The organism is Acinetobacter sp. YH12156 (genome assembly GCF_013418235.1).
In the GTDB taxonomy this organism is placed as follows: Bacteria; Pseudomonadota; Gammaproteobacteria; order Pseudomonadales; family Moraxellaceae; genus Acinetobacter; species Acinetobacter pseudolwoffii.
Window position 1 is genome coordinate 21,027 of record NZ_VPCL01000015.1, and the last position, 25,401, is coordinate 46,427.

39 protein-coding genes are annotated in these 25,401 nt (G+C 44.6%); 7 read left to right on the forward strand and 32 right to left on the reverse strand.

Annotated elements, in window-relative coordinates:
• The first annotated feature begins 29 nt into the window (after positions 1 to 29).
• Positions 30 to 1,202, forward strand: coding sequence for an acyl-CoA dehydrogenase family protein (locus FTU87_RS13115; RefSeq protein ID WP_100357817.1), 1,173 nt, complete (start codon positions 30 to 32; stop codon positions 1,200 to 1,202).
• A gap of 60 nt (positions 1,203 to 1,262) precedes the next feature.
• On the opposite strand, the gene FTU87_RS13120 is transcribed toward FTU87_RS13115, so the two are convergent.
• The 30 genes from FTU87_RS13120 to FTU87_RS13265 all read right to left on the reverse strand — a co-directional run bounded on the left by FTU87_RS13120 (position 1,263) and on the right by FTU87_RS13265 (position 17,531).
• Complete coding sequence (locus FTU87_RS13120) at positions 1,263 to 2,753, reverse strand: NAD(P)/FAD-dependent oxidoreductase (RefSeq protein WP_074383580.1); 1,491 nt, start codon at positions 2,751 to 2,753, stop codon at positions 1,263 to 1,265.
• A gap of 215 nt (positions 2,754 to 2,968) precedes the next feature.
• On the reverse strand, positions 2,969 to 3,334 hold the full coding sequence (gene rplQ / locus FTU87_RS13125) for a 50S ribosomal protein L17 (RefSeq protein ID WP_004281488.1): 366 nt from the start codon (positions 3,332 to 3,334) through the stop codon (positions 2,969 to 2,971).
• 18 nt (positions 3,335 to 3,352) lie between these two features.
• Positions 3,353 to 4,360 carry a DNA-directed RNA polymerase subunit alpha gene (locus tag FTU87_RS13130; protein ID WP_005094131.1) on the reverse strand — a complete coding sequence of 336 codons (1,008 nt, stop codon included), beginning with the start codon at positions 4,358 to 4,360 and terminating at the stop codon, positions 3,353 to 3,355.
• Positions 4,361 to 4,376: 16 nt separating this feature from the next.
• The gene (gene rpsD, locus FTU87_RS13135; protein WP_005094132.1) at positions 4,377 to 5,003 is read right to left on the reverse strand and encodes a 30S ribosomal protein S4; all 627 of its coding nucleotides are present in this window, start codon (positions 5,001 to 5,003) and stop codon (positions 4,377 to 4,379) included.
• 12 nt (positions 5,004 to 5,015) lie between these two features.
• Positions 5,016 to 5,402, reverse strand: a complete 387-nt coding sequence (gene rpsK / locus FTU87_RS13140) for a 30S ribosomal protein S11 (protein WP_004281491.1) — start codon at positions 5,400 to 5,402, stop codon at positions 5,016 to 5,018.
• A gap of 19 nt (positions 5,403 to 5,421) precedes the next feature.
• Entirely contained in the window at positions 5,422 to 5,778 is a 357-nt protein-coding gene (gene rpsM / locus FTU87_RS13145; RefSeq protein ID WP_004281492.1) for a 30S ribosomal protein S13, read from the reverse strand.
• Positions 5,779 to 5,883: 105 nt separating this feature from the next.
• Positions 5,884 to 6,000 (reverse strand): 50S ribosomal protein L36, encoded by a 117-nt coding sequence (gene rpmJ / locus FTU87_RS13150; protein WP_000867907.1) that lies wholly within the window; start codon positions 5,998 to 6,000, stop codon positions 5,884 to 5,886.
• A 20-nt stretch (positions 6,001 to 6,020) separates the two neighbouring features.
• Entirely contained in the window at positions 6,021 to 7,340 is a 1,320-nt protein-coding gene (gene secY / locus FTU87_RS13155) for a preprotein translocase subunit SecY (RefSeq protein WP_171063316.1), read from the reverse strand.
• A 45-nt stretch (positions 7,341 to 7,385) separates the two neighbouring features.
• A complete protein-coding gene (rplO, locus tag FTU87_RS13160) occupies positions 7,386 to 7,826 on the reverse strand; it encodes a 50S ribosomal protein L15 (RefSeq protein WP_005094137.1) in 441 nt (146 codons plus the stop codon).
• 3 nt (positions 7,827 to 7,829) lie between these two features.
• Complete coding sequence (gene rpmD / locus FTU87_RS13165; RefSeq protein ID WP_005094139.1) at positions 7,830 to 8,006, reverse strand: 50S ribosomal protein L30; 177 nt, start codon at positions 8,004 to 8,006, stop codon at positions 7,830 to 7,832.
• 6 nt (positions 8,007 to 8,012) lie between these two features.
• A complete protein-coding gene (rpsE, locus tag FTU87_RS13170) occupies positions 8,013 to 8,510 on the reverse strand; it encodes a 30S ribosomal protein S5 (protein WP_004281496.1) in 498 nt (165 codons plus the stop codon).
• 2 nt (positions 8,511 to 8,512) lie between these two features.
• Positions 8,513 to 8,863: a 50S ribosomal protein L18 gene (gene rplR, locus FTU87_RS13175; RefSeq protein WP_004281497.1), complete on the reverse strand. Its 351-nt coding sequence runs from the start codon at positions 8,861 to 8,863 to the stop codon at positions 8,513 to 8,515.
• 14 nt (positions 8,864 to 8,877) lie between these two features.
• Positions 8,878 to 9,411 carry a 50S ribosomal protein L6 gene (gene rplF, locus FTU87_RS13180; RefSeq protein WP_005094142.1) on the reverse strand — a complete coding sequence of 178 codons (534 nt, stop codon included), beginning with the start codon at positions 9,409 to 9,411 and terminating at the stop codon, positions 8,878 to 8,880.
• 13 nt (positions 9,412 to 9,424) lie between these two features.
• Entirely contained in the window at positions 9,425 to 9,820 is a 396-nt protein-coding gene (gene rpsH, locus FTU87_RS13185) for a 30S ribosomal protein S8 (RefSeq protein ID WP_005094144.1), read from the reverse strand.
• A gap of 12 nt (positions 9,821 to 9,832) precedes the next feature.
• Positions 9,833 to 10,138, reverse strand: a complete 306-nt coding sequence (rpsN, locus tag FTU87_RS13190) for a 30S ribosomal protein S14 (RefSeq protein ID WP_004732275.1) — start codon at positions 10,136 to 10,138, stop codon at positions 9,833 to 9,835.
• Positions 10,139 to 10,147: 9 nt separating this feature from the next.
• Positions 10,148 to 10,684, reverse strand: a complete 537-nt coding sequence (rplE, locus tag FTU87_RS13195; protein WP_005094146.1) for a 50S ribosomal protein L5 — start codon at positions 10,682 to 10,684, stop codon at positions 10,148 to 10,150.
• Positions 10,685 to 10,700: 16 nt separating this feature from the next.
• Positions 10,701 to 11,018, reverse strand: a complete 318-nt coding sequence (gene rplX, locus FTU87_RS13200; protein WP_004281502.1) for a 50S ribosomal protein L24 — start codon at positions 11,016 to 11,018, stop codon at positions 10,701 to 10,703.
• A gap of 9 nt (positions 11,019 to 11,027) precedes the next feature.
• Positions 11,028 to 11,396 carry a 50S ribosomal protein L14 gene (rplN, locus tag FTU87_RS13205; RefSeq protein ID WP_005094147.1) on the reverse strand — a complete coding sequence of 123 codons (369 nt, stop codon included), beginning with the start codon at positions 11,394 to 11,396 and terminating at the stop codon, positions 11,028 to 11,030.
• A gap of 91 nt (positions 11,397 to 11,487) precedes the next feature.
• Positions 11,488 to 11,745, reverse strand: coding sequence for a 30S ribosomal protein S17 (rpsQ, locus tag FTU87_RS13210; protein ID WP_004281504.1), 258 nt, complete (start codon positions 11,743 to 11,745; stop codon positions 11,488 to 11,490).
• The gene (rpmC, locus tag FTU87_RS13215) at positions 11,742 to 11,939 is read right to left on the reverse strand and encodes a 50S ribosomal protein L29 (RefSeq protein WP_004281505.1); all 198 of its coding nucleotides are present in this window, start codon (positions 11,937 to 11,939) and stop codon (positions 11,742 to 11,744) included. Before rpmC ends, rpsQ begins: the two co-directional genes overlap by 4 nt.
• Positions 11,939 to 12,352 (reverse strand): 50S ribosomal protein L16, encoded by a 414-nt coding sequence (gene rplP, locus FTU87_RS13220; RefSeq protein WP_004281506.1) that lies wholly within the window; start codon positions 12,350 to 12,352, stop codon positions 11,939 to 11,941. The genes rpmC and rplP overlap by 1 nt, the downstream gene beginning before the upstream one ends.
• A gap of 3 nt (positions 12,353 to 12,355) precedes the next feature.
• Positions 12,356 to 13,108 (reverse strand): 30S ribosomal protein S3, encoded by a 753-nt coding sequence (gene rpsC, locus FTU87_RS13225; RefSeq protein WP_004281507.1) that lies wholly within the window; start codon positions 13,106 to 13,108, stop codon positions 12,356 to 12,358.
• A gap of 1 nt (position 13,109) precedes the next feature.
• The gene (gene rplV, locus FTU87_RS13230) at positions 13,110 to 13,439 is read right to left on the reverse strand and encodes a 50S ribosomal protein L22 (protein ID WP_001982638.1); all 330 of its coding nucleotides are present in this window, start codon (positions 13,437 to 13,439) and stop codon (positions 13,110 to 13,112) included.
• 11 nt (positions 13,440 to 13,450) lie between these two features.
• The gene (rpsS, locus tag FTU87_RS13235; RefSeq protein WP_004281508.1) at positions 13,451 to 13,726 is read right to left on the reverse strand and encodes a 30S ribosomal protein S19; all 276 of its coding nucleotides are present in this window, start codon (positions 13,724 to 13,726) and stop codon (positions 13,451 to 13,453) included.
• A gap of 19 nt (positions 13,727 to 13,745) precedes the next feature.
• Positions 13,746 to 14,570: a 50S ribosomal protein L2 gene (gene rplB / locus FTU87_RS13240; RefSeq protein ID WP_005094148.1), complete on the reverse strand. Its 825-nt coding sequence runs from the start codon at positions 14,568 to 14,570 to the stop codon at positions 13,746 to 13,748.
• An 11-nt stretch (positions 14,571 to 14,581) separates the two neighbouring features.
• On the reverse strand, positions 14,582 to 14,902 hold the full coding sequence (gene rplW, locus FTU87_RS13245) for a 50S ribosomal protein L23 (RefSeq protein WP_005094149.1): 321 nt from the start codon (positions 14,900 to 14,902) through the stop codon (positions 14,582 to 14,584).
• Positions 14,899 to 15,501 (reverse strand): 50S ribosomal protein L4, encoded by a 603-nt coding sequence (gene rplD, locus FTU87_RS13250; protein WP_005094150.1) that lies wholly within the window; start codon positions 15,499 to 15,501, stop codon positions 14,899 to 14,901. The genes rplW and rplD overlap by 4 nt, the downstream gene beginning before the upstream one ends.
• Before the next feature lie 11 nt (positions 15,502 to 15,512).
• On the reverse strand, positions 15,513 to 16,151 hold the full coding sequence (rplC, locus tag FTU87_RS13255; protein WP_005094152.1) for a 50S ribosomal protein L3: 639 nt from the start codon (positions 16,149 to 16,151) through the stop codon (positions 15,513 to 15,515).
• Positions 16,152 to 16,211: 60 nt separating this feature from the next.
• Positions 16,212 to 16,523, reverse strand: a complete 312-nt coding sequence (rpsJ, locus tag FTU87_RS13260) for a 30S ribosomal protein S10 (RefSeq protein WP_000070912.1) — start codon at positions 16,521 to 16,523, stop codon at positions 16,212 to 16,214.
• Between the two features lie 246 nt (positions 16,524 to 16,769).
• A complete protein-coding gene (locus tag FTU87_RS13265; protein WP_005094154.1) occupies positions 16,770 to 17,531 on the reverse strand; it encodes a type 1 glutamine amidotransferase in 762 nt (253 codons plus the stop codon).
• A gap of 161 nt (positions 17,532 to 17,692) precedes the next feature.
• Here FTU87_RS13265 and FTU87_RS13270 point away from each other — a divergent pair, with 161 nt between their 5' ends.
• The 6 genes from FTU87_RS13270 (at position 17,693) to FTU87_RS13295 (ending at position 22,917) form a co-directional block, all read left to right on the forward strand.
• Complete coding sequence (locus FTU87_RS13270; protein ID WP_180097604.1) at positions 17,693 to 18,895, forward strand: PLP-dependent transferase; 1,203 nt, start codon at positions 17,693 to 17,695, stop codon at positions 18,893 to 18,895.
• Positions 18,896 to 18,954: 59 nt separating this feature from the next.
• The gene (locus FTU87_RS15255; protein WP_180076351.1) at positions 18,955 to 19,170 is read left to right on the forward strand and encodes a hypothetical protein; all 216 of its coding nucleotides are present in this window, start codon (positions 18,955 to 18,957) and stop codon (positions 19,168 to 19,170) included.
• A 309-nt stretch (positions 19,171 to 19,479) separates the two neighbouring features.
• A complete protein-coding gene (gene hmpA / locus FTU87_RS13280) occupies positions 19,480 to 20,691 on the forward strand; it encodes an NO-inducible flavohemoprotein (RefSeq protein WP_100355133.1) in 1,212 nt (403 codons plus the stop codon).
• Positions 20,692 to 20,780: 89 nt separating this feature from the next.
• On the forward strand, positions 20,781 to 21,233 hold the full coding sequence (locus FTU87_RS13285) for an Rrf2 family transcriptional regulator (protein WP_005168731.1): 453 nt from the start codon (positions 20,781 to 20,783) through the stop codon (positions 21,231 to 21,233).
• A gap of 88 nt (positions 21,234 to 21,321) precedes the next feature.
• Positions 21,322 to 22,266 carry a ribosome biogenesis GTP-binding protein YihA/YsxC gene (gene yihA / locus FTU87_RS13290; RefSeq protein ID WP_074383584.1) on the forward strand — a complete coding sequence of 315 codons (945 nt, stop codon included), beginning with the start codon at positions 21,322 to 21,324 and terminating at the stop codon, positions 22,264 to 22,266.
• Positions 22,267 to 22,497: 231 nt separating this feature from the next.
• Positions 22,498 to 22,917 carry a VOC family protein gene (locus FTU87_RS13295; protein WP_005168733.1) on the forward strand — a complete coding sequence of 140 codons (420 nt, stop codon included), beginning with the start codon at positions 22,498 to 22,500 and terminating at the stop codon, positions 22,915 to 22,917.
• On the opposite strand, the gene FTU87_RS13300 is transcribed toward FTU87_RS13295, so the two are convergent.
• Together FTU87_RS13300 and FTU87_RS13305 are read right to left on the reverse strand one after the other, a co-directional pair.
• On the reverse strand, positions 22,914 to 24,152 hold the full coding sequence (locus tag FTU87_RS13300) for a dicarboxylate/amino acid:cation symporter (protein WP_034608350.1): 1,239 nt from the start codon (positions 24,150 to 24,152) through the stop codon (positions 22,914 to 22,916). The two genes, FTU87_RS13295 and FTU87_RS13300, sit on opposite strands and share 4 nt — an antisense overlap.
• A 176-nt stretch (positions 24,153 to 24,328) precedes the next feature.
• Positions 24,329 to 25,201 carry an acyl-CoA thioesterase II gene (locus FTU87_RS13305; protein ID WP_005094170.1) on the reverse strand — a complete coding sequence of 291 codons (873 nt, stop codon included), beginning with the start codon at positions 25,199 to 25,201 and terminating at the stop codon, positions 24,329 to 24,331.
• Between the last annotated feature and the right edge of the window lie 200 nt (positions 25,202 to 25,401).

Consider the following 25,401-nt stretch of genomic DNA (forward strand, 5'->3'; position numbering starts at 1 on the left):
GCAAACAGATCAGAATAAGGAATAACAAGATGCAATCTGCAGCCATTCGCCCGCTTGCCCCGATGCTGCCCCGCCAGCTTTTTACTGCCGAACATGAAGCATTTCGTCAAACCGTACGCAAGTTTTATGAAAAGGAAGTTATTCCGCATAGCGAGCGCTATGAAAAGCAACAGCATGTGGATCGAGAGCTCTGGACTAAAGCGGGTGAACTGGGACTACTCTGCGCCACCATGCCAGAGCAATATGGCGGCTCTGGGGTAGACCGGCTGTATAGCATGATTCTGATTGAAGAACAGGCTTATGCTGGTGATTCAGCCACAGGTTTTTCCCTACATTCAGATATTGTCGCCAATTACCTGCTGAACTTTGGCAATGATGCTCAAAAACAGCAGTGGTTACCCAAAATGGCTTCCGGGGAAATCGTCACCGCGATTGCCATGACCGAACCGGGAACCGGCTCTGACCTGCAAGCAGTACGTACCTCTGCAATACTGGATGGCGATGACTATGTGATTAATGGATCCAAGATCTTTATTACCAATGGCTATCTCTGTGATATGGCGATTGTGGTCTGCAAGACCGGTCATAGTGACAAAGGCTCGGCCAATCTCTCATTGATTATGGTCGAAGCCGACCGGGCCGGATTTAGCAAAGCTAAACCGCTGAATAAAATCGGCATGAAAGGCCAGGATACTTGCGAGCTGTTCTTTGACGATGTACGCGTACCACAAGAAAATTTGCTCGGTCTGGAAGGCATGGGCTTTATGATGTTGATGAAAGAACTGGCCTGGGAACGCCTGATTGTGGCAATTATGTGTCAGGCTGGCGCTGAAGCTGCTTTCGCACATACAGTGAAATACACCAAGGAACGTCAGGCCTTTGGCAAGAGTATTAGCCATTTTCAGAATACCCGCTTTAAACTGGCAGAAATGCGTACCGAAATCGAGTTTTGTCGCGCTTATCTGGATCGCTGCATGGAGCTGCAACTCAAGCAAGAATTAGGCATCGATGCCGCTGCTGCGGCCAAATATAAGATTTCAGAAATGTATAGCAAGGTGGTAGATGAATGCCTGCAATTGCATGGTGGTTATGGCTATATGCTGGAATATCCAATTGCCCGGGCCTATATCGACAACCGCGCCAACCGGATTTATGCCGGTACCAACGAAATTATGAAAGAACTGATTGCACGTTCACTGTAAACTGGACGCATAAAAAAGGAGTCACTCAGGACTCCTTTTTCTTTAGTTCGATATCCGACTTTAAGAGACCAGACGCGGTTTATGTTTGAGAGCCTTGCTGTTTTTTTTAAATTTCAGCACCCTATCTTCAAACGAAGCCTGTTTAAGTTCCTTACGATCTGCAAGATAATTGTTGCTGACTTTCCACGGTGCATGTTTACCTTGTTTTGGCATCACATCTGCAGCACGGGCAATATAGCCCGAACTGAGACTACCCATCACAGTATCCTCTAGCAATTCAGTCTGATCACCCTGAGCGATGACTTCAGCATAGCCCTGCTGATCCATATAGTTCAGCAAACGGCAAATGTACTCAGCGGCAATATCCACTTTTAAAGTCCAAGAGGCATTGATATAACCAATAATTAGCGCCATATTCGGCACATCACTAACCATGATGCCTCTATACAGCATATGTTGTGAGGTATCGACAGGTTGACCATCAATCGTCGCCTGAATTCCACCAAGAATCTGGATATTTAAGCCTGTGGCTGAAACGATAATATCTGCCTCCAGATGTTGACCCGATTTCAGCTGAATGCCAGTTTCAGTCAAGCTTTCGATCTGATCCGTTACAACTGATGCCTGCCCTTCACGTAAAATTTTAAACAGATCACCATCCGGCACCACGCATAGGCGCTGATCCCACGGCTCATAATTCGGGGTAAAGTGTTTCATATCCACTTTACCTTTGAGCTGAAACTGCACGGATTTAAGTAACAGCGTTTTTAACAGTTTTGGCTGTTTTTGTGCCAAGGCATAAATTCCGCGCTGCATGCCAATATTCCGGGCACGGGTAATTTTATAGGCCACATCTTCTGGTAGATACTGCCGCATCTTTGCATAAATCATATCAATAGAGGGCACTGAAGCGATATAGGTCGGAGAACGCTGTAACATGGTCACATGCCCGGCGCCGCCTTTGACCATCGCTGGAACTAAAGTAATCGCGGTGGCACCACTACCAATGATCACCACTTTTTTGCCCTGATAATCTAAATTTTCCGGCCAATGCTGCGGATGAATGAATTGACCTTTAAAAGCCTCCTGATTTGGAAACTCGGGCTGAAAACCTTGGTCATAGTTGTAATAACCGGTACAACTCAGTACGAAATTCGCAATCCAGATCTGCTTCTTGCCGTGTTCATCCTCAATCTCTACTGACCATTTGCAGGCCATAGAATCATAGTTGGCGGTTAACACACGGTGTTGATAATGAATTTTCGATTCCAGATTAAATTCATCTACTACTTCGGCCAGATAACCCTTAATCGAAGCGCCATCGGCAAGTACACTGGCTTTTTTCCAAGGTTTAAAATTAAAACCAAAGGTCGACATATCCGAATCAGAACGAATTCCCGGATATTTAAATAAATCCCAGGTTCCGCCAATGCTGGCACGTCGCTCAATAATTTCAAATGAGCGCTGCGGACAATGTTTAGAAAGATGCGCTGCCAGACCAATTCCCGAGATCCCCGCACCCACAATTAAAATATCGATTTGCTTTTCCATATTGTTCTTTTACCTAAGCGATACTATCTGTTTTTATTAAATCACAAAATTGACAATACACAATGTCAAGTTTGATAAAAAGCCATTATTTTTTTATCTTTTCAGGCCAGATTAGTTCTGCATGATGCAAATACCTGAAAATAAATTTCAGACATTAAAAAAGGCCGGTTTATTCAACCGACCTTTTCGAACAACTTGCGTTATTCTTCACGAAATTAGTTAACTTCGCGATCTACTAGCTCAACGTAAGCCATCGGTGCAGCATCACCTGCACGGAAGCCCGCTTTAAGAACACGTAGATAACCGCCGTTACGCTCTTTGTAACGAGGGCCAAGAACGGTAAATAATTTACCAACAGTTGCTGCTGAACGAGTACGAGCAAACGCCAAACGACGGTTTGCTACTGTATCGTTTTTAGCTAAAGTGATTAAAGGCTCAGCTACACGACGTAACTCTTTCGCTTTAGGCACAGTTGTTTTGATCAACTCGTGCTCGAACAAAGAGTTAGCCATGTTTTGGAACATCGCTTTACGATGGCTGCTTGTACGGCCTAATTTCACACCACTATTACGATGACGCATGGTGATAGTCCTACTTAATTAACGGCTACGATAGGCGAAACGATCGTCCATACGGAGACTAGCCGGTGGCCAGTTCTCTAAACGCATGCCGAGTTGTAAGCCTTTAGAAGCCAGAACATCTTTGATCTCAGTAAGCGATTTTTTACCCAAGTTAGGAGTTTTAAGCAACTCAACTTCAGTACGCTGTACAAGATCACCAATGTAGTAAATGTTTTCTGCTTTCAAACAGTTAGCAGAACGAACAGTTAGCTCTAGATCATCTACTGGGCGAAGCAAGATTGGGTCAACTTCTTCACGCGGCTCTTGAGCCACAGGTGCTTGATCTTTCTGAAGGTCAACAAAGATTGCAATTTGTTGTTGCAAGATTGTTGCCGCTTTACGGATTGCTTCTTCAGGATCTACAGTACCATTGGTTTCAAGATCAATGACCAATTTGTCAAGGTCAGTACGTTGTTCTACACGAGCGTTTTCCACTGTATAAGACACACGTTTGATTGGGCTATAAGAAGCATCTAACTGCAAGCGACCCACTGGGCGAGTTTCGCCTTCTGGGAAGCGTGAATCAGAAGTCTCGTAGCCACGACCTTGAGCAACTTTCAGACGCATTTTCAATGAGCCTGAGGCACTTAAAGTACCGATCAAATGTTCAGGGTTAACCACTTCAACATTATGAGGTAAACGAAGGTCAGCCGCAGTTACGTCGCCTGCACCTTGTTTCTCTAATGTTAAGTATGCTTCATTTTGATCGAACAGCTTAATCGACAATCCTTTTAGGTTCAGCAAGAGCTCGACGATGTCCTGCTGCAAGCCTTCCAAAGTACTGTACTCGTGCTCGACCCCTTCAATCTCAACTTCTACCACAGCTGCGCCAGGTAGAGAAGAAAGAAGGATGCGACGTAAAGCATTACCCAGAGTATGACCAAAGCCACGCTCTAAAGGTTCTAGAATAACTTTTGCCGAGGTCCCGCTTGCCGCTTCGACCTTGATCGCTTGCGGAGTTAGAAACTCATTTGCAGTACGCGTCATATTGCTTCCTCAAGGATTATTTAGAATACAATTCTACAATCAAGCTTTCGTTGATTTCAGCAGGTAAATCAGAACGATCCGGTGCAGCTTTGAACGTACCTTCTAATTTAGAATGGTCGATTTCCATCCAAGAAGGCATGCCACGTTGAGTTGCTAATTCAATTGCGTTTTTGATACGTAATTGTTGTTTAGCGCCTTCGTGAACTGCGATCACATCACCCGCTTTAACTTGGATAGACGCAATGTTAACACGACGGCCATTCAAAGTGATGCTGCGGTGAGATACTAACTGACGAGCTTCTGCGCGAGTAGAACCGAAACCCATACGATAAACAACGTTATCAAGACGGCTTTCAAGTAGCTTCAACAAGTTTTCACCAGTTGCGCCTTTAACACGAGCAGCTTCTTTGTAGTAGTTACTAAATTGACGCTCTAAAACACCGTACATACGACGTACTTTTTGTTTTTCACGTAATTGTAGTGAGTACTCAGACTGTTTACCGCCACGAGCTCCACCATGTTGGCCAGGAGCTTTAGCGTGTTTTTTAGTTTTTACATCAAACGGTTTAACGCCTGATTTAAGTTGCAGGTCTGTCCCTTCGCGGCGAGAGAGTTTGCATTTTGGACCAATATAACGAGCCATGAATGTTTCTCCTTACACGCGACGTTTTTTAGGTGGACGGCAACCGTTGTGCGGGATTGGCGTCACATCGGTAATGCTGTTAATTTTATAACCCACTGCACCTAAAGCACGAACCGCAGATTCACGACCAGGACCAGGACCTTTTACAAGGACGTCCAAGTTTTTCAAACCGTAGTCTAAAGCAGCTTTACCAGCAACTTCAGCAGCTACCTGAGCAGCGAACGGAGTTGATTTACGTGATCCACGGAAGCCTTGTCCACCTGAAGTGGCCCAAGCCAGTGCATTACCTTGACGATCGGTAATAGTCACAATGGTGTTATTAAAAGAAGCGTGAATGTGTGCGACACCTTCAGAGACGGTACGAGTGACCTTCTTGCGTGCGCGAGTATCTTTAGCCATCTTTTAGCTTCCAGAAATCTTATTTCTTAATAGGTTTGCGCGGACCTTTACGGGTACGAGCGTTAGTTTTGGTGCGTTGACCGCGGACAGGCAAGCTGCGACGATGACGAAGACCGCGATAGCAGCCTAAATCCATTAAACGTTTAATGTTCATGGAAATTTCGCGACGTAAATCACCTTCGGTCGGAACCTTAGCAACTTCTGCACGAATCGCATCAAGCTGAGCGTCATCTAATTCACGGATCTTAGTCGTTGGAGCAATACCCGCAGCAGCTAAAATAGCTTTTGAAGTATGGCGACCAATACCAAAGATATACGTTAGAGAGATAACAGCGTGCTTGTTATCCGGAATGTTTACACCGGCAATACGAGCCATTCAATTTTCTCCAAAAAGGCAGTAGATAATCAACCGCCCCACAAAAATCTTGAGGGGCGGATAATAACCCAATTCGCCTACAGAAATCAACAGGTCTTAATCAGATTAACCTTGACGCTGCTTATGACGAGGTTCTGCGCTACAAATTACGCGGATAACCCCATTACGACGGATAACTTTACAGCTACCACAAATTTTCTTAACAGAAGCTTGTACTTTCATGATGAAACCTCTAAGTGCGCTTATCCCTTAGGATGAGCTGTCGTTTTTCTCATTAACGTTTGATTATCATACTGGTGCGAGGTGAGGTGTGACTGCAGCTGAGCCATAAAGTCCATCACTACTACCACAACAATCAGCAAAGAAGTACCACCCAAATAGAATGGAATACCAAATGAACTTTGCAACACCATCGGCATCAAACAAATGACGGTGATGTAAATCGCGCCAATAAATGTCAAACGACTGAGAATATGATCTAAGTAACGAGCAGTTTGCTCACCTGGACGTATACCAGGCACATAAGCTCCGCTGCGTTTCAAGTTCTCTGACACTTCTTTAGGACTAAATACCAGTGCTGTATAGAAGTAACAGAAAAAGATAATTAACGCACCAAAGAGCACCAAATACAACGGCTGACCAGGCGACAATACCAATGCTACATCTTGCAGGCTACGCTGAATAAATCCGGCATTCGGATCTGCACTACCCACCCACTGGCCTAAGCTCGCAGGGAACAACAGCAATGAGCTGGCAAAAATTGCCGGAATCACACCCGCCATATTAATTTTCAATGGCAAATGTGTCTGTTGTGCAGTAAATACACGACGACCTTGTTGTTTTTGAGCATAGTTGACCGGAATACGACGTTGCGCTTTCTCGATAAACACGATGGCTGCCAAAACACCCAGAGACAACAGACCAAAAATTACCAAGCCAATCAGGCTGGTCTGGCCATTATCTACAGATGACAAAGATTGCATAATTAAATTAGGCAATCCGGCAACAATACCCGCGAAGATGATCATGGAAATACCATTCCCCACCCCACGTTCGGTAATCTGCTCACCCAACCACATCAAGAACATGGTTCCCGCAACCAATGAGGTTACTGCAGGAATATAAAAAGCCAAACCAGTATTCAGGGTAATCCCCTGACTGATCAAGCCTGCACACATCCCGATCGCTTGTACAAGCGCCAGAAATAATGTGCCTTGTCGTGTGTATTGATTTATTTTACGTTTGCCTTGCTCGCCTTCTTTTTTCAAAGCTTCCAGCGAAGGAACCACTGTCGACATCAGCTGCACGATAATCGATGCAGAAATGTAGGGCATGATCCCAAGAGCAAGAATAGACATTCGTTCTAATGCACCACCGGAAAACATGTTAAACAAACCAAGGATAGTACCTTGGTTTGCATTAAACAGGTTTTCTAGGGCCGCATTATTGATGCCCGGTACTGGAATATGCGCTCCTAGCCGAAACACCAACAACGCACCAATGAGAAACATCATTCGACGAATAATTTCACGGTATTTCACATGAAATGGTTGGCCTTTCATCATGTTGACATGACCTGAAGAACTAGGAGTCATAGACACTGGGGATTACTCCTCGACTTTGCCGCCAGCAGCTTCAACAGCAGCTTTAGCGCCTTTAGTCAATGCAACACCTTGAACAGTGAATGCACGAGTAATTTCACCAGAAAGTACGATACGAGCACGGATCATGTCTTTACGTACAACGTTCGCCGCTTTTAAAGTTTCTAGAGACACGATGTCGCCTTCCACTTTAGCAAGCTCAGATAAACGTACTTCAGCAGTTTTCAAAGCCAATTGGCTAGTGAAGCCGAATTTAGGCAAACGACGATAAAGTGCTGTTTGACCGCCTTCGAAACCTGGACGAGTACCACCGCTCTTACGTGAGTTTTGACCCTTGACACCACGGCCACCGGTCTTACCAACGCCAGAACCGATACCACGGCCTACACGAAGGTTGTCACGTTTAGCACCTTCTGCAGGTGCAATTGTATTTAAACGCAGAGTCATGGCTTATTCCTCTACACTAACCATATAGTAGACTTGGTTGATCATACCACGGTTAGAAGGCGTATCTTGCACTTCTACAGTATGACCAATACGACGCAGACCTAAACCTTGCAGGCTCAGCTTATGATTTTTCAAGCGGTGCGATGCAGATTTAGTCTGGGTAACTTTAATCGTTTTCATGATTGATTACCCTTGAATTTGTTCTACTGAAAGACCACGTTTCGCAGCAACCTTCTCAGGAGTAGTCATATCACGCAAACCGTTGAAAGTTGCGTTAACTACGTTAGCAGCGTTAGTAGAACCACGGCATTTAGTCAAAACGTTACGTACACCTACAGCTTCTAAAACTGCACGCATAGCGCCACCAGCAATTACGCCTGTACCTTCAGAGGCAGGCTGCATGAATACGCGACTAGCGCCATGACGTGCATGAATTGGATGCTGTAACGTACCATCAACAAGGTCAACAGTAATCATGTTGCGACGAGCAGCTTCAAGTGCTTTAGAGATAGCAGCTGGAACTTCACGTGCTTTACCACGACCAAAACCTACGCGACCATTACCATCACCCACAACAGTTAATGCTGTGAAAGAGAAGATACGACCACCCTTAACAACTTTGGCTACACGATCAACGGCAACCAGCTTTTCAACAAGACCTTCGTTTTGTTCAACTTTAGCCATGATTAGAACTCCAAGCCGTTTTCACGAGCAGCATCAGCCAAGGCTTTGATACGACCATGATATTTAAAACCAGAACGGTCAAATGCAACTTTAGTAACACCAGCTGCTTTAGCGCGTTCTGCGATTAAAGCACCTACTTTTTGAGCTGCTTCAACGTTACCAGTTGTACCTGCACGTAGAGTAGCGTCTAAAGTAGAAGCTTGCGCTAATACTTTGCCACCATCTGCAGAGATAACTTGAGCATAGATGTGACGCGGAGTGCGGTTTACACACAAACGAGTCGCACCCAATGCACGGATGTGCAAGCGTGTGCTTTTCGCACGACGCAAACGGGATTGTTTCTTTTCGTTCATAAGAACCTCGCGCCTTATTTCTTCTTAGCTTCTTTACGAAGTACAACTTCGTCAGAATAACGAACACCTTTGCCTTTATACGGCTCTGGTGGACGGTAACCACGGATATCTGCAGCAACCTGACCTAAAGCTGCTTTGTCAGCAGATTTAAGTACGATTTCAGTTGCAGTTGGAGTTTCAGCAGTTACACCTGCAGGAAGTGCATAATCGATCGGGTGAGAGAAACCAAGGTTAAGATGAACAACATCACCTTTAACCGCAGCTTTATAACCAACACCGATAAGCTGTAACTTACGTTCGAAACCTTCGCTAACACCTTTTACAAGGTTGTTAAGCACAGCGCGAGCAGTACCAGCTTGCATCCAAGCGTCTTTCGACTCTTGTACTGGAGCAATAGCCAGAGTACCGTCTTCCTGTTTAAGCTCGACCAGCGCATGCAGGTTGAAAGACAATGTACCTTTAGTGCCTTTCACTTCGACCTGCCGGCCGTTCTGAGTAACTGTTACACCATTCGGTACAGTTACTGGGGCTTTAGCCACACGAGACATGAGGAATCACCTATTAAGAAACAAAAGCAATAACTTCACCACCAACGCCTGCAGCACGTGCAGCGCGATCAGTCATGATGCCTTTGCTTGTAGAAACAATTGCAATACCTAAACCTTGCTTAACGCTTGGAAGTGCATCTTTACCGCGATACTGACGTAGACCTGGACGGCTTACGCGTTTCACAGTGTCAATCACTGGCTTGCCTTCAAAATATTTTAACGTAATTGTTAAAGTTGGTTTGCCTTCAGCTTCCGCAACTTCTACGTTAGAAATGTAACCTTCTTGTTGAAGTAAGTTAGCAATTGCAACTTTCAACTTAGAATTAGGCATAGAAACAGTTTGTTTCTTCGCCATTTGTGCGTTACGAACACGTGTTAGCATGTCGGCAACGGTATCTTGCATACTCATTTATAGTGCTCCTTACCAGCTTGCCTTAACAACGCCAGGTACATCACCTTGCATTACTGTTTCACGTAATTTGTTACGGCTTAAGCCGAACTTACGGAAATAGCCATGCGGACGACCAGTTAAACCACAACGGTTACGTAGACGTACTGGAGATGCATTACGTGGTAATGCTTGCAATTTCATCATCGCTTCGAAACGTTCTTCGTCTGATGCATTTACGTTTGCAATAACAGCTTTTAATTCAGCACGTTTTGCAGCGTATTTAGCAACAGTAGCTTCGCGTTTCAATTCGCGATTAATCATACCTTTCTTAGCCATATCGACCTCTTATTTGAACGGGAAGCCGAATGCACGCATAAGCGCACGGCCTTCGTCATCGGTGCGAGCAGTCGTAGTAATGGTAATGTCCATACCACGAATACGATCAATCTTGTCAAAATCGATTTCAGGGAACATGATCTGTTCCTTAAGACCCATTGAGTAGTTACCACGACCGTCGAATGATTTCGCAGAGAAACCACGGAAGTCACGGATACGAGGGATCGCAATCGAGATCAAACGGTCTAAGAATTCGTACATACGTTCGCCGCGTAAAGTAACTTTACAACCGATCGGCCAACCATCACGGATTTTAAAACCAGCGATTGATTTACGAGCTAACGTAAGTACTGGTTTTTGACCAGCGATAGCTTGCATATCTGAAAGAGCACCATCAAGGAGTTTTTTGTCAGCAGCAGCTGCGCCAACACCCATGTTGATCGTGATTTTAGTGATGCGAGGAATTTCCATCACATTTTTAACGCCTAAAGTCTCTAATAACTGAGCTTTAAGTTCGTCATTGTAACGTGTTTTAAGTCTGGCCATGGCCTATATCAACCTATTACTTCGCTACCGCCACTGATTCACCATTTGATTTGAATACGCGAGTTTTCACGCCATCAATCACTTGGTAACCAACACGGTCAGCCTTTTGGGTTGTAGCATTAAAAACTGCCACGTTTGAAATATGAAGCGAAGCTTCCTGAGTTACAACGCTACCTTCAGCGCCTGTAGCACGGTTCGGCTTTTGGTGCTTCTTCACCAAGTTAAGGCCTTCAACCTTAACACGGTCATTAGAAACAGACAGAACAGTACCCTGTTTGCCTTTTTCTTTACCTGCGATCACAATTACTTGATCGCCTTTTTTAATCTTAGCCATGATCGCCTCTTATAGAACTTCAGGAGCCAATGAAATAATTTTCATGAACTGTTCAGTACGAAGTTCACGAGTCACTGGTCCGAAAATACGAGTTGCAATCGGCGCTTTGTTGGTGTTCAAAATAACAGCAGCGTTATCGTCGAAACGAATCACTGAACCGTCTGCACGACGGATACCGAATTTTGTACGAACCACAACTGCATTCATCACGTCACCTTTTTTAACACGTGCGCGTGGAATTGCTTCTTTTACAGTAACTTTAATAATGTCGCCAACAGAAGCATAACGACGATGCGAGCCACCAAGTACTTTAATACATTGTACGCGGCGTGCACCACTGTTGTCTGCTACGTCGAGCATAGTTTCGGTCTGAATCATTGCCCTACTCCAAAACCGAGCAACACCGGTCGAAATTTCGAAAGGCTCAAAGAGTACTCGAAATTGACCGATGATGCAACAAGAACGTTAATTACTCAGCAGCTGCTTCAACAACTTCAACTAGAGTCCAAGACTTAGTTTTAGAAATTGGGCGGCTTTCTTTAATGGTTACAACATCACCAGCTTTCGCTGTGTTGTTCTCATCATGAGCATGTAATTTTGTTGAACGGCGGATTAATTTGCCATACAACGGGTGTTGAACTTGGCGTTCAATAAGAACAACGATAGATTTATCCATCTTGTCGCTTACAACTTTGCCAGTTAACGTGCGGACTGTTTTATCACTCATTGTCCGTTCCCCTGTTTTTCGGTAAGGAGGGTCTTAATACGAGCAATCGTCTGACGAGTAAGTGCAACTTCATGCGATTTACCCAATTGACCAGTTGCTTTCGCCATACGAAGACGGAATTGGTTAAGCTGTTGCTCATCAAGCAAAGCTGTCAACTCTTCTACCGACTTTTCACGTAGATCTTTAGTTTTCATTACATTACCGTCCGAGTCACGATAGCGGTTTTAAACGGAAGCTTAGCTGCTGCAAGCGTAAACGCTTCGCGAGCCAATTCTTCGTTAACACCATCAATTTCGTACAAGACTTTACCTGGTTTGATTTGGCAAACCCAATATTCCACAGAACCTTTACCTTTACCCATACGCACTTCAAGCGGCTTAGAAGTAATCGGTTTGTCCGGGAATACACGGATAAAGATCTTACCACCACGCTTAATACGACGGCTAATTGTACGACGCGCTGCTTCAATTTGACGCGCAGTCATTTGACCACGTTCAACTGATTTAAGTGCAATAGTACCGAAAGATACTGTGCTACCGCGGTGTGCTAGACCAGTGTTACGGCCTTTCTGCACTTTACGGAATTTAGTACGCTTAGGTTGCAACATGGATTATTCTCCTTTTTCAGCAGAACGATCATTGCGACGACCACGACGCTCTTGACCTTCACCACGACCACGACCGCGTTTAGCTGGACGTTCTTCTGCTGGAGCTGGGTTCATGACTTGTTTCATGCCGCCCAAGATCTCACCACGGAAGATCCAAACTTTAACACCAATCGTACCGTAAGTAGTCTCAGCACGCATAGTCGCATAGTCGATATCTGCACGAAGCGTATGTAGAGGTACACGACCTTCACGATACCACTCAGTACGAGCAATCTCAGCACCACCTAAACGGCCTGAAACTTCTACTTTGATACCTTTAGCACCAGCACGCATTGTGTTTTGTACCGCACGCTTCATAGCACGACGGAACATTACACGTTTTTCCAATTGAGAAGCGATTGCTTCAGCAACTAGACGCGCGTCTAAGTCTGGACGATCAATTTCATTGATACTTACTTGCGCAGGAACACCCATGATAGATGTTAATTCGCGTTGTAGTTTCTCAATATCTTCGCCTTTTTTACCGATTACGATACCAGGACGCGCAGTGCTAATAGTTACTTTAGCAGCGCCTGTAGGACGTTCGATAAGAATGTTGCTGATCATCGCGTTTTTAAGTTTTTTGATTAAAAACTCACGAACTTGAAGATCTTTAAGCAAGTATTCAGCGTATTGTTTCGGATTCGCATACCAGTTAGCGTTATGACGTTTCACAACACCTAGGCGGATACCGATTGGATGAACCTTCTGACCCATATCAAACCCCTACCTTAACGGTGATGTGACAAGTACGCTTAGTAATACGATCTGCACGGCCTTTAGCACGTGGCATAATACGTTTCAGGCTCATGCCTTCATCAACGTAGATCGTAGAAACTTTAAGGTCGTCTACATCTAAACTGTTATTGTGTTCAGCGTTTGCAATCGCAGATTCCAACGCTTTCTTAACTAGAACTGCAGCTTTTTTGTTGCTGAAGTTAAGGATGTTAAGCGCGTGCGCAACAGATTTGCCGCGGATAAGATCTGCAACCAAACGAGCTTTTTGTGCCGAGATAGCGGCACCGCGTAATTTAGCAGTTACTTCCATCATAGCACCCATTAACGTTTAGATTTCTTGTCAACACCGTGACCGCGATAGGTACGAGTTGGTGCAAATTCACCAAGCTTGTGACCAACCATGTGTTCAGAAACGATCACAGGAACGTGGTTACGGCCATTGTGTACAGAAATTGTTAAACCAACAAAATCCGGTAGGATCATCGAACGACGCGACCAAGTTTTGATCGGCTTACGGTTATTAGCCGCGATAGCCGCTTCAACCTTAGCGAACAAGTGCGCATCGACGAATGGGCCTTTTTTCAGAGAACGAGGCATTGTCAGATTCCTTTACTTGTTACTTAACGCGACGGTCGCGAATGATCATCTTAGTCGTACGCTTATTGGTACGTGTCTTGTACCCTTTAGCTTTTTGACCCCATGGGCTTACAGGTTGAATACCTTTGTTACGCCCTTCACCACCACCGTGCGGATGGTCAACTGGGTTCATTGCCATACCACGAACGGTAGGACGAACACCACGCCAGCGCGATGCACCAGCTTTACCAAGCGAACGAAGGTTGCTTTCCGAGTTAGATACTTCACCTAACACAGCGCGACATTCAACGTGAATTTTACGCATCTCGCCTGAACGTAGACGAACGATAGCGTAAGAACCGTCACGACCCAACAGCTGAACTGAAGTACCAGCTGAACGAGCAATCTGCGCGCCTTTACCGATTTTAAGTTCGATGTTGTGAAGAGTAGAACCGATTGGCATGTTGCGAAGCGGCAAGCAGTTACCTGGACGAATTGGAGCATCGTTACCAGACTGTACTTTATCGCCAGCGCGAAGGCCTTTAGGAGCGATGATATAACGACGTTCACCATCAGCATACAATACAAGTGCAATGTGTGCAGTACGGTTAGGATCGTATTCGATACGCTCTACAGTTGCAGGAATACCATCTTTGTTACGTTTAAAGTCAACTAGACGGTAGTGCTGCTTATGACCGCCACCAACGTGACGAGTCGTGATGTGACCGTTATTGTTACGGCCGCCAGTACGTTTTTTAGCTTCAACCAACGGAGAGTACGGTGCGCCTTTGTGAAGGTGATCATGAACCACTTTCTCTACAAAGCGACGTCCTGGAGACGTTGGCTTACATTTTTGAATAGGCATAATTCTCGTCCTTATTCCGCTGTGCTTTCAGCGGTATCGCCCAAGTCAGCCATTTCAACATCTTGGCCAGCTTTCAGGGTGACGTATGCTTTTTTAACATCAGAACGACGTCCTAATGTTTTACCAAAGCGTTTAGACTTACCTTTAGTGATAGTCGTGTTAACTTTAACAACTTCTACACCAAAGAGTTGTTCCACTGCTTTTTTGATTTCAAGCTTGTTTGCATTGATAGCAACTTTAAACACTTGAACACCAGCAGTTTCACCTAAAACTTGTGCTTTTTCTGAGAATACAGGTCCTTGCAGGACTTGATAGATACGTTCGTTGTTCATCCGAGTTCTACCTCAATTTTCTTAGCAGCAGCTACAGACATAACAACTTTGTCGAACGCAATCAAGCTAACAGGATCGATTGCAGCAGCATCAACCACATCTACGTGTGGAATATTGCGTGCAGCAAGATACAAGTTCTCATCAACAGCATCGGTAACGATCAATGCACGAGTTGCATTCAAGTCGTTAAGCTTTGCAAGCAATTCTTTAGTTTTTGGAGCTGCAACAGCAAACTCATCAACTAAAATTAGGCGATCTTGACGAACAAGTTCAGCCATGATGCATTGCATAGCACCGCGGTACATTTTACGGTTTACTTTTTGAGACCAGTCTTGTGGACGAGCAGCAAAAGTTTTACCACCGCCAACCCAGATTGGGCTACGAATAGAACCAGCACGAGCACGGCCAGTACCTTTTTGACGGAATGGCTTGCGGCCACCGCCAGAAACGTCTGCACGTGATTTCTGAGCTTTTGAACCTTGACGGCCACCAGCTAAATAAGCTGTAACCACTTGGTGAACAAGAGCTTCATTAAATTCACGACCGAACGCAACTTCTGATAATTCAACAGCAGAGCCGGAAACAGTATTTAAATTCACGTTATTTCCCCTCAGGCCTTGATCGTAGGACGAACGATTACGTCGCCACCAGTAGCACCAGGAACCGCGCCTTTAACAACAAGAACTGAACGTTCTGTGTCGATAGCAACGATCTCAAGACCCTGTGTAGTTACGCGTTCAGCACCTAAATGGCCAGCCATTTTTTTGCCTTTGAATACGCGACCAGGAGTCTGGTTTTGACCAGTAGAACCTAAAACACGGTGAGAAAGCGAGTTACCGTGAGTTGCATCTTGCGTACGGAAATTCCAACGCTTAACACCACCTTGGAAACCTTTACCTTTAGATTGACCAGTTACGTCAACAACTTGACCAACCTGGAACAATTCAACGGTAAGCGTACCACCAACTTCACGACCTTCAAGATCAGCTTCTGTAGCGCGGAATTCTTGAACTAGACGACCAGCTGCAACACCTGCTTTCGCAAAGTGGCCTTTCTGAGCGTTAGTTACGCGAGATTCGCGACGTTCACCAGTAGTGATTTGAATCGCTTGATAACCATCAGTTTCAAGCGTTTTGATTTGAGTGATGCGGTTAGGATCAACCTCAATCACTGTAACAGGCACAGAAACACCAGCATCTGTAAAGATACGTGTCATACCGCACTTGCGACCGACTAAACCAATAGCCATGTGCATAAACCTCTAAAAAAGCGGCCTAATTAACTTAGAGTGTTAATTAACCCGAAAGCCTTAACCCAATGCGATCTGAACATCAACACCAGCTGCAAGATCTAACTTCATCAATGCATCTACAGTTTTGTCTGTAGGTTGAACGATGTCGATCAAACGCTTGTAAGTACGAATTTCGTACTGGTCACGCGCGTCTTTGTTTACGTGTGGCGATGTTAAAACGTTAAAACGTTCAATGCGTGTTGGCATTGGAATTGGACCACACACTTGTGCGCCAGTACGTTTTGCGGTTTCTACGATTTCTTGAGCAGATTGATCAATCAGGCGATGATCAAAAGACTTAAGACGGATACGAATTCTCTGGTTAGACATACCAGTAAACTCCAAGCCAAATATATAAAGAATCACTCCTGACGCATCTCACCCCACTTTAATACGGGTAAGTGTCAAGAGCAGTGAAATATCACTAAGGTCGTGATCGATGCCACGACTGTAACGATAGTTAACTACTTTATTCGCAGTTAACCCCCTTCCTATCGAAGGGTCGCTTATTATAGCCATTGTTTAATGCATAAGCAAATCCCTTTTATGATTTTATCCAAGTTTTCAATTTACCCCCTAAAACAAGAGTTTATTTTCTGAATGCGGGGCAGTTTTCGCCAAGACATATTCTATAGCTCGATTTAATATCTGATTTCCTTCAACAAACTTATTTTTATGGGTCTTTTTTAATTCAGAGAGATCCTGAACATATTTTCCTGAAAATTGTGCAAGCTGCTCCTCATCTTCCAAAAATAAAGACAGGGTTTCTGGGGTACTCTCTGGATGAAACTGAAAACCGAGCACATTTTTGCCCAACTGGTACATCTGATTACGACAGGCTTGGTTTTCTGCCAGATGCACTGCCCCTTTGGGTATTTCAAAGCTTTCACTATGCCATTGCAGAATATTGAACTGTTCGGGCAAGCTAAAACATTCTTGCGGTAGATTGGCTACCTTGTGTACCGTGGCCCAGCCCAATTCCTGCTCAGGATTACGACTGACGCCCGCCCCCAATGCATTGGCAATCAATTGTCCACCCAGGCATAAACCGATTGCCGGTTTGCCATGTGACAGATAACGACGCAACCAGCGTTTCTCTATCTTTAACCAAGGGAAATTCGCCTCATCATTGACACTCATGGTTCCGCCCATGATGATCAGTAAATCGACGTCCTCAACCCTTGGCAAAGCCTCAATCTCTAAAGGACGATCCAACGGTAAAGCAAAAAACTCAGTCGCACTAATGTACGCCTGATACTGCTTTAAAAACTCATGACAACTACCATAGCCTTCACCAGCAATATGCTGAAAATAATGCACTTTTAAATGCGACTTCATGCTCCTCAACCTATTTTTTAGCTAGATAGTTTTAGGTTTTGCAAAAATGAAGCCAACTTTTTTCAAGGACCAATTTTTTTAACAATTCACAACCGAACTGGCAGTGAGTCACAGATTCTCTTAAGCTAAGGTAATATTTGATTACATTTAAGGGCATTCACGTGAAAAAAAACGCTCAAACCACCCTGATTCATGCACCACGAAAAGCCCCTCAATCCATTTCTACGGTTCAACCTCCCCTGTTTCGTGCATCGACCATTATTTTTGAGAATACTGATGCGCTATTTAATCGCCACTGGACCGATGCTTATGACTATAGCTACGGCACCCACGGCACACCCACGACATTCACCTTAGGCGATAACATCGCGCAAATTGAAGGGGGTGAATACTGCCTACTTGCGCCGAGCGGTTTATCCGCCATTAACCTGGTGAATTCTTGTTTCTTGAGCCAAGGTGATGAAGTCTGGGTTGCCGATAACATCTATGGCCCAAACATGGAACATCTACGCAATCTGGAAACGCGTTATGGCATTGCGGTCAAAGTGTATAACCCGCTTGAGGTCGAAACCTTTACACCAAGTGAAAAAGCAAAACTGCTTTGGCTGGAAGCGGCCGGTTCAGTCACACTGGAGTTTCCAGATCTGGTCGGTTTAATCAAAAAAGCCCAGGCACATCATATTTTGACGGCGCTGGATAATACCTGGGGCGCAGGTCTGGCTTTTAATGCTTTTGATTTTGGCGAAGAGCATTTAAGTGTCGATATCACGGTTCATGCCCTGACCAAATATCCAAGCGGTGGTGGCGACATCTTGATGGGCTCAGTTGTTACACGAGATAAAACCCTGCATCACAAACTGTTCCGTACCCATGCCATTCAGGGCATTAGTGTTTCTGGTGATGATGTGGCGCAGGTACAACGCAGTCTGGCTTCGATGCAACTGCGTTATCAGCATCAGTCCGAAAGCGCACTGACTTTAATGAAGTGGCTCAAACAGCAAACTGAGCTTGTTCAAGTTTTACATCCAGCCGATCCAGATTGCGCTGGACATCAATATTGGAATGAGATTTGCTCCGAGGGTCATAGTGCAGGACTTGTGAGTGTTATTTTTGATGCCAAGTTTAGTTTCGAAGATATTCGTCATTTCTGCGATGCTTTAACCTTATTTAAACTTGGATTTAGCTGGGGTGGCCCTGTCAGCCTGGTCATGCTCTATAACTTAAAAGACATGCGTGTACTGAAACATTCACACTTAAAAGATGGCTTTCTGGTTCGTTTCTGTATCGGACTGGAACATCCGCAAGATTTGATTCAAGATATCCAGTACGCCCTAGAACACATGAAAAAGCCTAAAAATGAATGATAAACAATAGGAAAAGTTATGTGAGCACCACTTGGTATTGCTAAAAAACCACAAATACCATGCAAGACATTGTCTTACGTTCACAGCTTGCCAGTCGGCATGGTCTGCTTGTCGGTTTAACTGAAACTAAAAAAACAGTCACTCTTATTTATGAACAGAGTGTCGATCGGAATAGTGCTTTTGAAATGCTGCAAAAACCCAAGTGGCTGAACCTCAAAAAAATGCCAAACAAGCAGAATTTGCAAAACAGCAAGCCAAGGAACAGTGACCTCTAACCGGTGAGTAACAAAAGGAATTAGAACACGCGACTTAGGCAACCTAAAAAGTTCATAAAAGATACTGATCGATTTATCAAACTGCGCACGCAGGCTCGGAGATGATACCGGGGAGAATTGTCCGCGAGTTTCATGACTGCTTTTTCAGTGAAAATAGCACGATTTATTCCTATCAAGATTTTTAAAATTATGGGATATTCAGATATCCCATAATTTTTTTATGGTTTTATTAAAAAATGTATTTACAAGGCATGCTTTAAGATGTATTTTAAATACATCTTATAAATAAACAGCCATGAGAGATCAAACATGACTCCGCAGCAAATTGACCTTGTAAAAGCAACAGTGCCTGTACTCCGCGAAAATGGTGTGGCACTCACGGGCTATTTTTATAACCGCATGTTAGGCAACAACCCTGCCCTTAAAGAAACGTTTAATATGGGTCACCAACGCAGTGGTGCACAGGCGCAAGCCCTTGCCGGCGCTGTATTGGCCTATGCCGAAAATATTGAAGACCCATCTGTACTTTTACCTGTGGTTGAGCTGATCGCGCATAAACACGTGAGCTTAAACATTCAAGCGCCAGACTATAATATTGTGGGTGAAAACCTGCTGCATTCTATTAGTGAAGTATTAAGCATCCCGATGGAAGATCCATTAATTGATGCTTGGGCTACAGCTTATGGTCAATTGGCTGACTTGTTCATCAGCACTGAAAAAACGATCTATGAGCAGCATCAGCAAACCAAAGGTAGCTGGTTAGGCTGGCGCAATTTCAAAATTGCCCAAAAAGTAGTGGAAAGTGACGAGATTACTTCAATCTATCTACAACCGGTCGATGGTGGCGATTTACCGAAATATGAAGCGGGTCAATATATTTCAGTTCGTGTATTCGTAGAAGAACTCGGCTTAAAACAGCCGCGTCAATATACGCTTTCAACCAGCCCTCAAGCAGACTATTTGCGTATTTCAGTTAAACGTGAACCGGGCAATGGCGCAGATCAAGTTGCAGGTTGGGTGTCTAACACTCTACATGGTTTGCCGGAAGGTTCAGAAATTGAAGTATCTGCACCAACAGGTAACTTCTACCTGATCGATCCAGCTAAACGTAATGTGTTTATCAGTGGTGGTGTTGGCCTGACGCCAATGATCGCGATGCTGAACCAGCTGGTGACTCTGGATATGCCACAACCTGTGACCTTTATCCATGCTTGCCGTAGCAAACAGGTTCATGCGATGCACCAGCATATTCATGACCTGAAAGCAAAATATCCGCGCTTAAGCACCCTTACTGCTTATGAATTTCCACATCAAGCTGACAAACTGGGTGAGGATTATGATGTAGCAGGTCGTCTGGATCTGAGTACAGTTGATGCAGCGCTGTTACCAGTCAATGCCGATTATTACCTTTGCGGCCCAATGCCATTTATGGCAGAACAGCAAAAAGCACTCGTTGCCCGCGGTATTCCTGCTGAAAATATTCATAGTGAAGCATTTGGTACAGGTGGGGTTCACCACTAAGCCCTCGCTTCAAGCTGAATAGGTGGGGCTAGTCTGGTTATGCTAGACTAGCCCTTATCTATTTAATTCTTAAAGATATTAGTGCGATCATGCAATTAAACAAATTTACCGACTATGCTTTGCGTATTTTAATGTACATCTCCCAGCCGCGAGATACGCCGTATACGATTGCGGAAATTGCGCGAGATTTGTATGTGTCACAAAATCATTTAATGAAGATTGTGCATTTCATGTCGAAACAAGACTGGATTATTGCCACACGCGGTAAAGGCGGCGGCATCCGCTTAAATCCTACTACACTAAATCTAAAACTCGGTGAGATCGTGCGTAGCTTGCAGGGTGAAAATCATGTGATTGTCGAATGTAATACCCCACCCTGCGTACTGCGTAGCAATTGTGGTTTAAAAGGTATTCTCGACCATGCGCTGGAACAGTTTTACCAAAGCCTGAACCAATATACCCTGGCCGATGTGCTCACCCCATCTAACCAATCTCATTTTAGTACTGTTTCTCCAATCGGTTTAATTAACCTGATGGATTAAGTTGCAATAGCATTGCAAAGCAAAGTTCGCTTGCCTGTGCGACTTCCTTTATAATGTTTCTTTGTAGATTATTTATTGAAGTTGAGTTATGCACCACAGCAGAGGAAAATCCAAAAACAGTAAGACAGCCCATGCACCCAAGCAAAAGATCAGCTACGAGAAAAAAGTTGATTCTGCTATTACTGAATATTCTGTGCGCTCACTCAACTGGCTACGCAAAGCCGAATTTTTAATGAGTGCACCAAAACTCAGTCTTTGTGTAGAAGATACAGGCTATGAAATTGCTTTTGCCGGTCGCTCCAATGCCGGTAAATCCAGTGCGATTAATGCCCTGACCAACCAGAAACAGTTGGCACGTGCATCAAAAAGACCCGGCCGCACCCAGATGATTAACTTTTTTAGCTTGGGTAATCCAGATCAGCGTCTGGTCGATTTACCAGGCTATGGCTATGCTGCCGTACCAGAGGCGATGAAAATTGTTTGGCAAAAAGAACTGGAAAATTATCTGATTCATCGCAAAAGCTTACAGGGCTTGGTGCTGTTGATGGATATTCGTCATCCGCTACAACACTTTGATGTGATGATGCTGGAATGGGCTTATTCACGTCATTTGTTTGTGCATGTTCTTTTAACCAAATCAGATAAGCTGAATCGTGGCCCTGCCTCTAAAGCGCTTCAGGAAGTCAAAGCTGCATTGAAAAAAATGAAACTGGACTTCTCGATTCAATTGTTCTCCTCCATGAACAAAGAGGGACTTGAAGAACTGGCCAGCGTCATGGGCGGCCGTCTGAATTTCACTTTAGATCAATCAACTCAATTTGATTTGGACAGTATTCCGGAAGTATCGGCTCATGATCTAAATCAATTCGATGAACCAGTTGAACTCGACTCTGGGTCTGATGCAACTGCTATTGGTGAGGTTTCACCGCATGACTTAAATGAAGCTGAAGAACTGCTTGAATTACTTGAGCAGGATCAGTCAGAACTTAAAGCAGCAGATGAGCTAAACCAGAATAAACGCTCAGCTGAATAATCAAATGACAAAATATTTGATTGATTGATTTAAATTAAAAACCTCCGTTATGCCGCATAACGGAGGTTTTTTTCTAAGGTGATTTTCACCATATCAAGCTGGTCAAGTGATAGCAGCGCCGGATTGATCAGATTTACCTGTTTTTACATGAAGACTGCATTGTTTACTTAGTGATTAAATCCTGATTCATATTAGAATAAATCTTGATCAGCCTTAGATCAGGAACCCATTATGAAACCATCTATCTCTGTGATTACGCTGGCTGTTCAGGACATAGAGCAATCATTGCAATTTTATTGTGAGGGTTTAGGCTTTAAAAGCGACGGAATTATGGGGCAGGAATTTGAATATGGTGCGGTGGCGTTTATTCAACTGCAATCCGGTCTTAAGCTTGCCTTATGGCCGCAGCGCAGCCTTCAGCAAGATACCGGTCTTGAATTGAGTCCGATCTGCCCAACCCAAATGGCGCTGGGACATAATGTCTATAGTCCATTAGAGGTTGACCAGATCATGGTACTGGCTGAACGTGCGGGCGCTAAAATTATCAAAGCTGCACACACCACCTTTTATGGCGGATATGCTGGTTATTTTCAGGATCCCAATGGTCATCTCTGGGAAATTGTCTGGAATCCGGACTTAGATAAAGATTAAACCGGCGCTTCAGGTTCACGGGTATGCCGGTCTACCACCACACTGATCATCATATCGCCCTGCACATTCACCACGGTACGTACCGTATCCAGTAAACGGTCGATCGGCAATAAAATCGCAATCGCCTCGGCAGGCAATCCCACAGATTGCAACACCATAATCATGGTGACCATGCCAGCGCTTGGAATCCCAGGTGCGCCTAAGGATGCAATCATTGCCGTGGCACAGACCACCAGCTGTTGCCCCAGACTCAGATCCAGCCCCATTAAATTGGCAATAAACAAGGCGGCGGCTGCTTCATAGAGTGCTGTGCCATCCATATTCAGCTGTGTTCCCAGTGGAATCACAAAACCTGCCGTATGCGGACGTACGCCCAGATTTTCCTGCGCACATTTCATTGACAGTGGCATGGTGGCCGAACTGGAACTGGTGGCAAATGCGGTAATTAAAGCAGCGCGTGTGCCTTTAAAGAACGTGATCGGATCCATCTTGCCAAAAATCCACAGCAATAAAGGCAATACCACGATGCCATGGAAAATGGTGGTTCCGGTGACCACGGCCGCAAATTCAGCCAGACGACTGAGTACCGAAATATCCTCAGTCGCGATCAGCTTGGCCAATAAAGCAAAAATACCGAAAGGTGCCAGTTTCATCACCCAGCCAATCATCAACATCATGATTTCAAAAAACTGGTGACTCAACTTGCGCACGGTACGGAATTTATCTCCGCCTGCGACCAGTGCCACACCGACAAACAAGGCAAAGACCACCACTGCCAGGACATTGCCATCTGAAAATGCTTTAAACGGATTGATCAGGGTATTTTGGATAAAATTGGTAAAGAAAGAAGATGGCGTTAAGGTGTCCGGAGTCTGATGCTGCGCCATGGCATCCTGGAACATCAGTACATCGACACCCTTGCCGACATCAAACAGATGTGCACAGGCCAGACCTAAAATGAGTGCCAAAGTCGTTGTGGTCACACAGCACATCAGGGTGATTTTCCAGGTGCGATTCAGTTGTCCGCCTGCCTGTAGATTAGATACCCCGACCACAATCGACGTAAAAATTAGCGGAACCAACAGCATTTTTAATAAGCCGATAAAAACACTGCTGACGATGCCGATGCCGTATAAACTGACATCAAAAAATGAGGTCTGCGGAAATATTGTGAGTAAAAATCCAAACAGCACCCCCAATACGGCGGCAATTAAAATTTGCGTATTTAAGCTCATCTTTTCATGCATTTTAATATAGATCTTAAGCGGCACTATGCCATGCCGATTCTACAGAATCGAGTAATATTTTATAAACGCGTGCCTAGAACAAGATCTCAAATAATGATTGTTCTGCGGATTAAAAACAAAAAAACCGAATCTGGGATTCGGCTTTTTGAGCAAAAATATAAAAATTATTGGGTTTCGATTTCACGTAAGCGGATCAGCCCTTCCTGCGTGGTACTACAGACCAGTTCGCCATTCTGCCACATCCGTCCAAAATTCAGACCACGCGAACTGGCACTCTGGGTGGCATCCATGTCATATAGCATCCATTCATCGGCACGAAATGGCTTATGGAAGTACATGGCATGGTCAATACTGGCACATTGCAGGCTTGGCGAAATATAACTCAGACCATGTGGACGCAGTGCCGTGGTCATCAAGGTAAAGTCTGAATAGAAAGCGGCAATGGCCTGATGCAAAGAAATCTGATCCACTTCTGCAGCAATTCGGTCATGCGTGCGGATATAGTGCGCATAAGACGGCGCTTCCGGTTGCGGCTGGAACGGATTTTGCGGATTGATCGGGCGAATCTCGACATGACGATCACGGGTGAAAGACGCACGGACATTTTCCGGAATAAACTCAATCATTTGTTTGATCAGTTCTGCTTCATTTTTCAGGCTTTCTGCTGGCGGATATTCCGGCTCTGAAATCTGGTAATTGAGACCTTCTTCCTGATGCGCAAAAGACACCATACACATAAAAATAGTGCGACCATGCTGAATCGCACGTACTTGACGGCTGACAAAGCTCTTGCCGTCACGGATACGATCCACTTCATAAATAATCGGTGCATTGACATCTCCACCAAACAGAAAATAGGCATGTAACGAGTGTGCCGGACGGTCTGTGGTATAAGACGCAGCGCGGAGTGCCTGCCCTAAAACCTGCCCACCAAACACGCGCTTGCCCACCAGATTACGGCTGATTCCCCGAAAAATGTTTTCTTCTAACTTTTCCAAGCTGAGCAGCTCGACCAGTTCCTGTGTTAAGGCATTCATAAGCAACCTACGTAATATTGGAGATATCCCAAAAATGGAAAAACAGATCTAAATAATTAATCTGGAATATTCTGCCACAAAATCAGACTGAAACTCTAAAGATTGCATGACTGTTCTGTCATACTGATGTCATAAGTGACTAGGAAAAGCATCTGCTTTCACGCTAAAATTAGAGCACTTCTGTTGAAGTTGTTAAAAAA